General features: G+C 42.1%; 11 protein-coding genes. 3 read left to right on the top strand and 8 right to left on the bottom strand.

Going from position 1 to position 12,334, the window contains the following annotated elements:
- From E0H81_RS15535 to ribA, 8 genes are all read right to left on the bottom strand, one after another.
- Positions 1–169 (bottom strand): transposase (locus tag E0H81_RS15535; protein WP_131320212.1); only part of this gene is annotated, 169 nt, incomplete at its 3' end.
- A 125-nt stretch (positions 170–294) separates the two neighbouring features.
- Positions 295–567, bottom strand: a complete 273-nt coding sequence (locus E0H81_RS15530) for a hypothetical protein (protein ID WP_131268291.1) — start codon at positions 565–567, stop codon at positions 295–297.
- A 394-nt stretch (positions 568–961) separates the two neighbouring features.
- On the bottom strand, positions 962–1,921 hold the full coding sequence (locus E0H81_RS15525) for a phage baseplate protein (RefSeq protein ID WP_131320207.1): 960 nt from the start codon (positions 1,919–1,921) through the stop codon (positions 962–964).
- Between the two features lie 123 nt (positions 1,922–2,044).
- On the bottom strand, positions 2,045–3,868 hold the full coding sequence (locus E0H81_RS15520) for an acyl-CoA dehydrogenase C-terminal domain-containing protein (RefSeq protein ID WP_131320205.1): 1,824 nt from the start codon (positions 3,866–3,868) through the stop codon (positions 2,045–2,047).
- A 391-nt stretch (positions 3,869–4,259) separates the two neighbouring features.
- The gene (gene aroE / locus E0H81_RS15515) at positions 4,260–5,048 is read right to left on the bottom strand and encodes a shikimate dehydrogenase (RefSeq protein WP_131320203.1); all 789 of its coding nucleotides are present in this window, start codon (positions 5,046–5,048) and stop codon (positions 4,260–4,262) included.
- Between the two features lie 153 nt (positions 5,049–5,201).
- Positions 5,202–5,408: a hypothetical protein gene (locus E0H81_RS15510; RefSeq protein WP_131320201.1), complete on the bottom strand. Its 207-nt coding sequence runs from the start codon at positions 5,406–5,408 to the stop codon at positions 5,202–5,204.
- A gap of 305 nt (positions 5,409–5,713) precedes the next feature.
- Positions 5,714–6,655, bottom strand: coding sequence for an oxygen-dependent coproporphyrinogen oxidase (gene hemF, locus E0H81_RS15505; protein WP_131320199.1), 942 nt, complete (start codon positions 6,653–6,655; stop codon positions 5,714–5,716).
- Positions 6,656–6,786: 131 nt separating this feature from the next.
- Positions 6,787–7,389 (bottom strand): GTP cyclohydrolase II, encoded by a 603-nt coding sequence (gene ribA / locus E0H81_RS15500; protein WP_131320197.1) that lies wholly within the window; start codon positions 7,387–7,389, stop codon positions 6,787–6,789.
- Between the two features lie 312 nt (positions 7,390–7,701).
- Between ribA and dxs the strand changes: the two genes are divergently transcribed.
- The 3 genes from dxs to E0H81_RS15485 all read left to right on the top strand — a co-directional run.
- Positions 7,702–9,612, top strand: coding sequence for a 1-deoxy-D-xylulose-5-phosphate synthase (gene dxs / locus E0H81_RS15495; protein ID WP_131320195.1), 1,911 nt, complete (start codon positions 7,702–7,704; stop codon positions 9,610–9,612).
- 112 nt (positions 9,613–9,724) lie between these two features.
- On the top strand, positions 9,725–10,555 hold the full coding sequence (locus E0H81_RS15490; RefSeq protein WP_131268274.1) for an inositol monophosphatase family protein: 831 nt from the start codon (positions 9,725–9,727) through the stop codon (positions 10,553–10,555).
- A gap of 546 nt (positions 10,556–11,101) precedes the next feature.
- Positions 11,102–12,334: DEAD/DEAH box helicase (locus E0H81_RS15485; protein ID WP_131320193.1), on the top strand; the 1,233-nt coding region annotated here is incomplete at its 3' end.

The raw sequence follows: 12,334 nt of genomic DNA, 5'->3' as shown, positions 1-12,334 counted from the left end.
GCCATGGACAAAGATCCTCAGGAATATCACGCCAAGGCGCACCTGTTCGAAGTTTCCACAAAATGGCTTCCATGATATTTTTGCTATTACGTGAGCGGTAGCAGCCATAAAATTGCATGGTATTTTGGATTTGTGCCCAAATTTCATCAGTAATGACTCTGCGTGACATGTTGGAAAACTTAATTTTAGAAGGGAGATATAAGATATTTTAATTGAATAGATGAGAAGAATGAAATATGTACATCAAATGAGGACACACCCTAATAAAAAGAGCGCCAAAGCGCTCTTTTTTTATTAACGATGTTTAGGTGGCATTTTGTGATGCGGACCTGCGTTATGTTTCATGTCATGATGGAACGGTGCTTTATGGCCCACTTTTTTAAAGTGATGCGCTGGCACTTGATGCTGAGGCCCATGGTGCAAGCCATGTTTAGGCGGCATTGGTTTTTTATTAAAATGATGCGGAGCAGGTGAATGCTTATGATCAAATGATGGAGCTGCCATTGCAGACATGGTCGCTGTTGCAGCAATAAGACCGATCATCAGTGTAGAAATCATTTTTTTCATGGCGATGCCCTTAATTTTTCAATGAGGTCATCATAGGGGAGGTTTGTGGAGATTCCGTGGACTTACCTATAGAGCTTTTGTAAAAGTGCTCAATTATCTTAATATGATATTTTAACTTAATGTTTTTATTCAAAATAGTCATTTTTATAATGTATTTTAAGCCAATTTTTAAATATAAATGGTTGTTTATTCATCTGATTTATTCATAAAGCCTTCATGCTTTTTACAAAGCCCCATAAATATTTAGTGAATATATCCTAGCTAGAAATGGAATGGATTTTCATCATTAGAGATAAAGTATAGTCAGATAAATTCAAGTGAAATTATTAAGCAATTTCACTCTTTTGAATGGCCAGTTTATTGAAAATATTGAGCTTTTATTAGATTTATTCTTTTATTTATTAATTTTCATTCGATAGATACGGCCCAAGAATTGGCCGCTATTGCCTATGGTATATAAAATGTAGAGCTGATGGTTTTGACTATCTACCGTTAGGCCTTCTGGCTCCCAATACTGGATGGCATGATTCGATAATGAATCAAAATGACCCAGTGTCACATGATCCATTTTTTGAATCAGTTTACCGGTGAAGTCATAAACATAAATTCTTTTAGGGCCTTTATTTTTATTTCCGCTTAATAAATATACATAAGTTCCATCGGTGCTCAGGCCTTGAAATGCAGATTTGTCATGCGTGAAGTCCGAATCAATCGGCCATTCATCTTCATATAAAAAACGAATATCGGTTAAGTTTTTTTGGGTAATGAGATCTAATTTAAAAACACGGATGACATTCACTTTATGGTTATTGCCTCGCACCAACAGATATTTTCCATCCGGTGTGATCGAAGGCATGGTGTTGGTGATCTTGCTGTATCGTTTATCAAATACCTGAATGACTTGGGTGTTACTGGGCGCAGCATTGGGCGTGTATTGAAATTTGAGCATATACCAACCTTTATTGGGAATGCCGGTTCCTGCAGAAGCGAACATAAAGTCACCCTGGGGATCGACGGAAATGCCTTGATGACCAATAAGTGCGGAGGGTTTTTGCGCGTCTTGTGCAGACCACAAATTGGAGCTGTTTAGCTTAAATCTATTAATCACGCCTTGTTCAGGATGGCCCTCGACGTGCGTGGTGTACAAGAACTTATATCGGTGATCGAGCGCCAAGCCCTGAAGAATATGATCATTCCCACGTCCTGTTCTGATCAGGGTAATGGGCTGGCTGGCATCACCTAAGTTGGCAGGATCAGGGGAATCAAAATCTTGCTCAAGATGATGGCTGTTGAGAGGGATGGTTGTGTTATATCTCTGATAAAAGCGACTCAGAAACGAAAATAATTTTTTCATCTTCAAGGCCAGCGGACTGATTTTTTATTATTCTATGCCTTTGGAAATTGATCTTGCATTGAGATTATTGTAGCGCATAAAAAAGAGCACCGAAGTGCTCTTTTTTGATTCAGACTTTACAGATTAATAGTCAAAGCTGAAATGTTCAGGTGCTAAAGACATCATGGTTTTTGATGGATTCACCATAGCTTCAGCATGACCTTGGGTACGCGGCAAGATACGCTCGAAATAGAAATCGGCAACTTTGATTTTTGCTTTATAGAATTCAGGCGTTTCTGCGCCGTTACCCGCTTCCAATTTCTCAGAAGCGACTGCAGCTTGTTGTGCCCAATAGTAAGCCATCATCGCATAACCCGAGAACATCAAGAAATCAACAGAAGCTGAAGAGACGATGTCGCGGTCTTTACGTGCTGCAAGCATGAGGCGAACCGTTAAAGCGTTCCATTGTGCACAAATCTTGGTTAAGTCCCATGCAAAACGGCGCATGTATTTGTTAGGTGCATGACGACCGCAGAAACGTAAGATTTCAGCAGTATAGTCACGAACCACTTTGCCTTTAGAAGACAGCAATACTTTACGTCCAATCAGGTCAAGTGCCTGAACACCGGTAGTTCCTTCATAGAGCGTTGCAATACGTGCATCACGGGCAATTTGTTCCATGCCATGTTCTTTAATATAACCATGACCACCAAACACTTGCATACCGTGATTAGCCGCTTCAAGACCCAATTCAGTCAAGAAACCTTTCAAGATAGGAGTATAGAAACCCAGTTTGTCATCATATTCTTCAAACTTCGCCTGGTCGCCTTGAGTCAGCGCATCGGTCATTTTGTCAGCAAGCTGTGCAGCATGATAAATCATGGCACGACCACCTTCAGCAATGGCTTTTTGAGTCAGAAGCATACGGCGCACGTCAGCATGGTGAATGATTGCATCTGCCACTTGTTCAGGGTCTTTCTTGCCTGATAGCGCACGCATAGACATACGCTCTTTGGCATACGGCAATGCACCCTGGAAAGACAACTCTGCATGTGCAATACCTTGAACTGCTGTACCAATACGTGCAGTGTTCATAAAGGTAAACATGGCATGCAAACCTTTGTGCGGTTCACCAATCAGGTAACCTGTTGCAGCATCGAAGTTTAAAACTGCGGTAGCAGAAGCCCGGATTCCCATTTTGTGTTCAATTGAACCACAGTTCACAGGGTTACGTTCACCTATGCCACCCTCAGCATTCGGGGTAAATTTAGGCACGATAAATAAAGAGATACCTTTGGTTCCCGCTGGCGCATCTGGAAGGCGGGCAAGCACAATATGGACAATATTTTCAGTCAGGTCATGTTCACCTGCAGAGATGAAAATTTTGGTTCCGGTAATTTTATAGGTGCCATCCGCTTGCGGTTCAGCTTTGGTTTTGACCTGTCCCAAGTCGGTACCACATTGCGGCTCAGTCAAGCACATGGTGCCTGACCAGGTTCCCGCAGTTAAATGCGGCATATAGGTATTTTTTTGTTCTTCAGTCCCGAACTGCATGATGGTATTCATACAGCCCATGCTCAAACCTGGATACATGGTGAATGACCAGTTTGCGGTACCCATCATTTCAGATTTGATCAGGTTAAGCGACATCGGTAAGCCTTGACCACCAAACTCTTCAGGATAAGACAGACCTTGCCAGCCACCTTGCACGAATTGGTCATATGCTTCTTTAAAGCCTTTTGGTGTTTTAACTTCGCCATTTTCAAAATGACAGCCTTCTTCATCACCAGACTGGTTTAAAGGAGAGAGTACATTTTCACAAAAATCTGCTGCACCTTCAAGAATCATGTCTACAGTGTCAGGATCGGCAGCTTCGCCATTGGATAAAGTTTTGTAATGTTCTGGGTAATCAAAAACTTCATTCATTAAAAAGCGAATGTCGTGTAAAGGAGCTTTATAAGTTGGCATAATGTTAATCCTAATTTAGAAATAGTTTTGGATTATCCGAATCGATAGTTTGATTATTCACATTGTTCATCAAAATACATTGATGGTGTAGCCTGGGAAAAATGTCAGAAAGGCGAATTATAAGTAGATAAATTTAGTTATTAATGTAACTGATTATACGGTTTGATTCACTTTTTTAATGTATTTGATGAAAATAGATCTATTAAATAATAATTAAATTAGAGTGTTAGTGCATATATAGTATTTTGGATAGGTAGATATTTTAATAATTTTCACGAGTTTCAGTGAATGAATTTTGATGTCATAAAAGCCAGTTTAAAAACATTTTTTTGTGGGTAATATTGAAAAGAAGTAAGGGTTTACTTCTTTTCAATCACTTTATTTTAAGCGCTTATAGAAAATCTTTCAGGGCCGGCTTTATCCCATTCCAGATCGAGAAAGATTCAATCGCTTGACCCACCAACATGCCATAACCTTCTGAAGTTGGAATGCCGCGAGCTTTGGCTTGATCTAAAAAGCTGGACGGTTTTCCATAGGCCATTTCATAGGCATGTTTAAACTGTAAAGATTCAGGTAAAACCAGAGCATCGCCACTTAGACTGGCAGATGTGGCATTAATGACAAGATCAAACTCACCGGCCAAATCATTTAAAGAGATTGCAGCAAGTGTGGCTTGGGAAACTGCATCTTTTAAATCGGCAACCAGTTGCTCAGCACGGGCAAGGGTACGATTGGCAATCACGATTTTTTTCACGCCAGCCTGAACCAAAGGGTAGACCACACCACGTGTTGCACCGCCTGCACCAATAATTAAAAGATCAGTATTTTCCAGGTTCCAATCCAGAGCCTCAATCGCATCAACCAGGCCTTGACCATCAGTATTGTCACCATGCAGTTTGCCATCTTGCATCCACAGGGTATTCACCGCTTTGGCAATTTTGGCCCGTTCAGTCAGGACCTGGCATTGTGCAAAGGCTTGTTCCTTAAAAGGCACAGTTACGTTCAGGCCTATGCCGCCCTCGGCAAAGAATGTCTTGATGTTGGCTTCAAAACCATCCAGGGGAGCCAGGCGCTTGCTGTAATTCAGGTCAATGCCTGTCTTTTGTGCAAAAGCATGATGAAGTTCTGGCGAACGTGACTGTTCGATTGGATGACCAACCACCGCGAATTGTTTGCTCATTTCACAAGGCCCATGTACGGAAATGGCATTCAATATACGTGATTTTTAACCCGGGCTAAAGTCGGAAGAAGGGATAAAATAAAAGTGAACAAGCTATAAAAGTATTGGATTAAATTTAAAAAATTAAAGCGGGCTGAAATAACTGAAATAAAATTAAGGATTACAGATTTCGTGAACCCTATCTTCTAGCCACATTGCTGCGGTAAAAAACAGGGCAAATCCTGCAAATACAGTAAATGTAATCGATAAGCTATCGGACAAGGTATTTTCAGATGATAGGGTGATAATAATGGAACACAGGATCATGGTGAGAATGGACCAAAACAGAATCACCTTATGATTTAAAATTTTATCTAACATTGTTGACTTCCTAAAGCACGATTTTTTTAATTGATATGTGCTTTTTAAATATATGTGAATAGTAACTTGAATTTATCAGTTTAAACGATTTTATAAAATCTACAGAGTGTTGTGCTGTAAGGAAATATGTCTGTAGCGTACAGATGAATAAAACAGGATAAATTTTTTTTTAATATAAAATATTGATTTGATAGTTTTTATTGTTCTGGGGTAGTTGATTTCAAATTCAGGGAAAATAGATCAATATAAAAAATCCCTTTATCCAAAGTGGAAAAAGGGATCAAATATTTTAAATGTGTTCTTGATTATTGAAGTTCAGTCAACCAGTCCTGCGGTTTTAAATAATAGTCAGTTAAGCGTTTTTCAGCCGAATCTTCATCCCATTCCGGACGATACGACCAAGCGGCAAGCGGCGGCATACTGACTAAAATCGATTCAATCCGCCCACCGGTTTGCAGGCCAAACAGGGTGCCGCGGTCATACACCAAATTATATTCCACATAACGACCGCGACGGTACAGTTGGAAATCGCGTTGCGCCTTGGTATAAGCCTGATTTTGATGGCGCTGGAAAATGGGTAAGATTGCTTCTAAGTAACCATTGCCGACGGCCTGAATATATTTAAAACAGGTTTTGAAATCCCACTGATTTAAATCATCAAAGAATAGTCCGCCGACACCACGTTGTTCATCCCGATGTTTTAAATAAAAATAGTCGTCACACCATGTTTTGTGTTCTGCATAAACCGTGTCACCAAATGGCGCGCAAAGATCATGGGCTTTTTGATGCCAGGCCAACACGTCTTGATCATCTGGATAAAAGGGAGTTAAGTCAAAACCGCCACCAAACCACCACACCGGATCTTGTCCTTCAGGCTCTGCCACAAATAGACGCACATTGGCATGTGAGGTCGGAACGTTGGGATTTTTTGGATGAATCACCAAAGACACACCCAGGGCTTGTGCTTTCGCACCGGCAATTTGCGGATGACGTTCAGTTGCAGAAGCAGGTAATTTGGAAATATTGATGTGAGAAAACATCACCCCGCCTTTTTCAATCACGCTGCCATTTTGCAAAACACGTGAACGGCCGCCACCGCCTTCAGGGCGTTCCCAATCATCAATCTCAAAATGAGCAGTGCCGCCGCTCTCTAGTTCTCGTTGTTCTAAGCCTGCACAAATACGCGCTTGCAGGTCGAGGAGAAATTCGCGAACGCGTTGAATATCAGCTGAAGTTGGGTTCTGCATAGATGACCTCTATTGCCTGATTTTAAGGACTGAATACATCAAAACATAAAGTCATAAAAAAAGTAAGGGATTTTTTAACATCTTGTAAAAAATCCCTGAATACTATGATTTATAAGGCTTTGTAAAGTGAATTAGAAGTCACCTTTTTTATACATGTGTGCCATACGTTCATGTTTGGTTTTGAGATATTCTGCATTGAAGGGATTTAAGCCGACAGTGAGGGGAACACGATCAACCACATCAATACCCAGTTCTTCTAATGCAGCAATTTTTGAAGGGTTATTAGTGACCAGTTTAACTTGCTTGATCTTTAAATGCTCAAGCATGATGGTGCACATGTCATAACGTCGTGCATCGGCAGGTAAATTCAACATCAGGTTGGCGTCCACGGTATCATGTCCCTGATCTTGCAGGGCATAGGCGCGAATCTTATTGGTCAGGCCTATACCGCGACCTTCTTGGCGCAAGTATAGAACCACACCTTGACCGACGTCGTTAATCAACTTGAGAGTTGCTTGCAGCTGTGGTCCACAATCACATTTCAGTGAGGCAAAGGCATCACCGGTTAAACATTCGGAGTGAATACGAACCAGTACTGGAGCAGTAGGTGGAATATCGAGTCCTTTAGAAAGTGCGACATGTTCTTCACCGGTTTGAGGATCTTGAAATACAGTGATTTTAAATTCACCAAAAGCGGTTGGTAATCTTGAAGTTGCGACAAATTCTATAGGCACTGCTTAACCCGTCAAATAGTTCATTAATTGGCTAAAGTATAGCGTAATGCTTGGACATTGGTAGAATTGCTATGATGAAATTATGCAGAAGATTTTCTTTTTTGTATAAAGCGAACGATAATAGTTGATAAATAGTAAGATTATTCAGGATAATCTCGCTCATGAACAAACACCCAGTGTAGAGAACTGCCTCTAAACTGCATCGCTAGAAATGTGGCTGATTTAAAGGTGATACAATTCGATACTTGCTTGTCTCGAATAACCCATTTACCTAGCTTAGGATTTGCCAGGCTTTAGAAGGCTTTGCCATTTATGTTGTATACAGAAATACCGACTCATCGCCCTGTAACACCGTTGCTGGATGCGATTGATCATCCGCAACAATTACGATTGCTCGAGCGCAGCCAATTAGAAAAAGTGGCGGATGAGTTACGTCAGTACATTTTGTATGCAGCAGGACAAAGTGGCGGGCATTTTGGTGCCAATCTTGGTGTGATCGAACTGACCGTGGCTTTGCACTATTGTTTCAATACGCCGCATGACCGTTTAATCTGGGATGTGGGTCATCAGGCTTATCCGCATAAAGCCTTAACCGGTCGCCGTGAACAACTTACTACTATCCGTGCCAAAGATGGCTTGGCTGCTTTTCCATCCCGTGAAGAATCGGTATTTGATACTTTTGGAGTAGGCCATTCCTCAACAGCAATTTCTGCTGGACTGGGTATGGCGCTGGCACGCCGTTATCAAAAAGATCCGTGTGAAGTGGTTTCCATTATTGGGGATGGCGCGATGACTGCAGGTATGGCTTTTGAAGCCATGAACGATGCAGTGGCGCATAATGCGGATTTAATCGTAGTGCTGAATGACAATGACATGTCGATTTCATGCAGTACTGGCGGTTTTGCCAAGCACTTGGCTGCCATCTGGGGAAGAGGGCAATCGGTTAATATTTCAGAAACAGGAGAAGCTTTTATTCAGCCGCATCCTGAATGGTTATATAACTCGCGTTTGCACAGTGCAGCCACAGATGCCGCAGACAACTTGTTTAAAGCCATTGGTTTTGACTACTTTGGTCCTTTCGATGGACATGATGTCAATCAACTGGTCCAAGTCTTTAATGCACTGAAAAAGCGTAAAGGTCCGCGTTTAATTCATGTCTATACCAAAAAAGGCAAGGGCTTTGTGCCTGCAGAAGCAGATCAAATTAAGTATCACGCGATTAGTAAAATAAATTCAACAGCTGCCGTCAATACTGCGCCGAAATATTCGGATGTCTTTGGGCAATGGCTCTGTGATGAAGCAGCACAAGATGACCGCTTGCTCGCCATTACACCAGCCATGTGCGAAGGTTCGGGCATGGTGCGGTTTGCCAAGCAGTTCCCTGAGCGCTTCTTTGATGTCGCGATTGCAGAGCAACATGCAGTCACTTTGGCTGCCGGTATGGCATGTGAAGGTTTGAAACCGGTTGTTGCCATTTATTCGACCTTCTTGCAACGGGGTTATGACCAGCTGATTCACGATGTAGCCTTGCAGAATCTGGATGTGACTTTTGGCATCGATCGTGCCGGTTTAGTCGGTGAAGATGGCCCAACCCATGCTGGTGCTTACGATTACGCCTTTATGCGTACTGTACCGAATATGGTGGTCATGGCGCCTAAAGATGAAAATGAATGTCGCCAGATGTTACATACGGCTTATCAATACAATGGTCCTGCGGCTGTACGTTACCCGCGTGGCAATGGCGTTGGTGTGGAAATTCAACAGCAACTGACTGCTTTAGAGATTGGTAAAGCTGAAATTGTGGCCAGTTTTAATGAACAGCAGGATGAACACATTAGTGTTCTAGCATTTGGTAGCCGTGTCACTGTTGCAATTGAAGCAGCACAAGCATTGGCACAAGCACATGATGTGGGCGTTCGTGTCGTCAACATGCGCTTTGTGAAGCCTCTAGATGAACAGATGATTGCAGCACTTGCGAGCACCACCAGTTTATTTGTGACGGTTGAAGAACATGCGGTTATGGCAGGTGCGGGCAGTGCGGTAAATGAATATCTGGCTCAAGCACAAATTGTTAAACCGACTTTAAATTTGGGTTTACCCGATATTTTTATGCACCAGGCTTCACATGCACAAATGTTGCAACAGGCCGGGCTTGATGCCAAAGGTATTGAAAAATCGATTGAAATGGCTTGGCTAAAGCTTGTACAAACCGTTTCATCATGATCAATTAAATTTTAGCAACATTTTTTCCCCTAAAAGCCCTGATATTTGCTAAAATGTCAGGGCTTTTATGCATTATTCTTTATCAGTTTCTTAAATTTGTAGTGGGTGTTCAATGGAACCTATGGTGGTTATGGCTGCGCGTGCGGCTCAATTAGTTGGTCAAGAGCTTTTAAAAGCGCATCAAAATCGTCATAAACTCGATCTACAAGTCGAAGAAAAAGGGATTGATGGTCCGGTAACGCGTGTAGATCGTTATTTGGAACAGTTGACTATCGATACTCTACGTAAAAGCTATAAAAATCACAGCTTCCTTGGTGAAGAGTTTGGTATGCAAGAAGGTAATGGTCACGACGCCGACTGGTGTTGGGTGATCGATCCTTTGGACGGTACTTTAAACTTCATTAACGGTTTTCCACATTTCTGTATCTCAATTGCAGTTCAACATAAAGGCGTAACTCAACACGGTGTTATTTATGACCCTGTGAAAGATGAGCTTTTCTCTGCAAGTCGTGGCCGCGGTGCCATGATGAATCAACGTCGTATTCGCGTAAATATTAAAGACAGCTTGGACAATACCTTCGTGGGTGTAGGCCATGCTTACCGTAATAAACGTAACGGTGAAGTGGTTTCTTATGCGAAAAACCATTTTGATTCATTATTAAACGTGACTGAGGCAGGTGCACAATTCCGTCGTTCAGGTTCTGCTGCGTTAGACTTGGCTTATGTTGCTGCCGGTCGTCTTGATGGTTACTTCGAACTTGGTTTGAAACCTTGGGATATCGCTGCAGGCGAGTTACTGGTAAAAGAAGCTGGTGGTACTGTAGTGGATGCACGTGGTGGTGCCGACTCTATGGACAATGGTCAAGTCATTGCTTGCTCTATGAAAATGCTAAAACCTTTAATGCAAGCTGTCGTTCCAGCTTGGGGTGAAGCCGCAAAGTAAGACCGATTTAATCGAGTGATATGACAAAGAAAAGCTCTCCATGTGAGGGCTTTTTTATTGCCAGAGAAATTTGATCTTCATCTTTAATACGAGTTTTAATCACTTATAACGTGATTTTTGACGAAAGATGCCGCTAATTTAAAAAAATACGCTGAAAAAATAAACAAAATTAAGTTGTAAAATAGGCTGTTACTGAAAAAAACAGTATCAATTCATAATTCAATCGAAAAAAATGATTACTTTTTAAAATTATTCTGTTATTATGCCGCCACGCACTTAAATTTCCGTTCTTTACCTGAACATTATCTTCTAATCATTGTATGCGCGTTCTGTCCATAGAGAGGACATATCCTTCGCGCCCCAATCGCTTAAGCGATTCCCTTCAGGTTTGCGGCCGTAATCATATACGTGCGTTATATCCACATCGACGTTATTCGGATCGCTGCTGAATCCTAATTTTTCAGCTCTATTTGCTGTGCCGCTTTTTGCCGATGTCCATATTGTAATTTATTTAATGGAGCACCCACTTCAGGGTGAACACTCTCTATGAGCAAAACTTTTGCTGATTTTTCCCTCGATGCGTCTTTAATCCAAGCGATCGAAGGTTTAGGCTTTACTACGCCAACTCCTGTACAAGAACAAGCAATTCCAGCTGCACTTGAAGGTAAAGACCTTCTTGTATCAAGCCAAACTGGTTCTGGTAAAACTGCTGCATTCTTACTACCTACTTTAAATGCTTTAGCAAATGAAGATTCGCTTATCTCATTTAAAGACCGCATGAAAGCGGTAACTCAACCGAATATCCTAGTGATTTCTCCTACTCGTGAATTAGCACAACAAGTATGTCAAGATGCGATTGCATTGGTTCGTCATATGAAAGGTGTTCGTGTTGCTGCGATCATGGGTGGTATGCCTTTCGGTAAACAAATTCAACAATTAAAAGGTGCACAAGTTGTAGTTGCGACTCCAGGTCGTTTACTTGATCTTGTAAACCGTCGTCAACTTAAACTTGACATGGTTGATGCGTTAATCGTCGACGAAGCTGACCGTATGCTTGACTTGGGCTTCTCTGAAGACCTAGAAGCAATTGGTGAATTGGCAGCTAACCGTAAACAAACATTGATGTTCTCTGCGACTTTTGCACCACGTATTGTTACGCTTGCTGAACGCATGATGAATGATCCAATGCGTATTGCGATCGAAACTGGTCACTCTACCAACACCGATATCACTCAGACCCTTCACTGGACTGATGGTTTCGAACACAAGAAAAAATTGTTAACTCACTGGTTATCTGATGAGTCTGTAGATCAAGCTGTCGTGTTTGCTTCTACTCAAGAAGATACAGACATGCTGGCTGAAGAACTTGCTGAAGCAGGTCTATCAGTTGTCGCACTTCATGGTGCAATGCCACAGACTGTACGTAACCGTCGTCTACGCAGCATCCGTGAAGGCCGTGCAAAGATCTTAGTTGCGACTGACGTTGCTGCTCGTGGTCTTGACGTACCAACAATTTCTCACGTAATTAACTTCGGTCTTCCGATGAAAAACGAAGACTATGTACACCGTATCGGTCGTACAGGTCGTGCGGGCCGTACTGGTAACGCGATTACATTAGCGACTTACCGTGAGCGCGGTAAAATCCGTGCGCTTGAAGACTTCCTAGATGCACGTTTGAACGTGTCTGAAATTGAAGGTCTTGAGCCATCTCCACCTCCTGCACGCGGTGCTCGTGATGGCGGCGGTCGTGATGGTGGTGGTCGTGGTCGTGGCGGGTTT

It is taken from the genome of Acinetobacter terrestris, assembly GCF_004331155.1.
Taxonomy (GTDB): Bacteria; Pseudomonadota; Gammaproteobacteria; order Pseudomonadales; family Moraxellaceae; genus Acinetobacter; species Acinetobacter terrestris.
Note: the sequence above shows the minus strand (reverse complement) of the source record. Positions and strands in the feature narration are given on the sequence as shown.

Excerpts from the sequence above, each read along its gene's own strand:
- E0H81_RS15525 (WP_131320207.1), bottom strand. The coding sequence starts at position 1,921 with ATGAAAAAATTATTTTCGTTTCTGAGTCGCTTTTATCAGAGATATAAC.
- hemF (WP_131320199.1), bottom strand. The coding sequence starts at position 6,655 with ATGCAGAACCCAACTTCAGCTGATATTCAACGCGTTCGCGAATTTCTC.
- E0H81_RS15530 (WP_131268291.1), bottom strand. The coding sequence starts at position 567 with ATGAAAAAAATGATTTCTACACTGATGATCGGTCTTATTGCTGCAACA.
- E0H81_RS15490 (WP_131268274.1), top strand. The coding sequence starts at position 9,725 with ATGGAACCTATGGTGGTTATGGCTGCGCGTGCGGCTCAATTAGTTGGT.
- E0H81_RS15520 (WP_131320205.1), bottom strand. The coding sequence starts at position 3,868 with ATGCCAACTTATAAAGCTCCTTTACACGACATTCGCTTTTTAATGAAT.
- aroE (WP_131320203.1), bottom strand. The coding sequence starts at position 5,048 with ATGAGCAAACAATTCGCGGTGGTTGGTCATCCAATCGAACAGTCACGT.
- E0H81_RS15510 (WP_131320201.1), bottom strand. The coding sequence starts at position 5,408 with ATGTTAGATAAAATTTTAAATCATAAGGTGATTCTGTTTTGGTCCATT.
- dxs (WP_131320195.1), top strand. The coding sequence starts at position 7,702 with ATGTTGTATACAGAAATACCGACTCATCGCCCTGTAACACCGTTGCTG.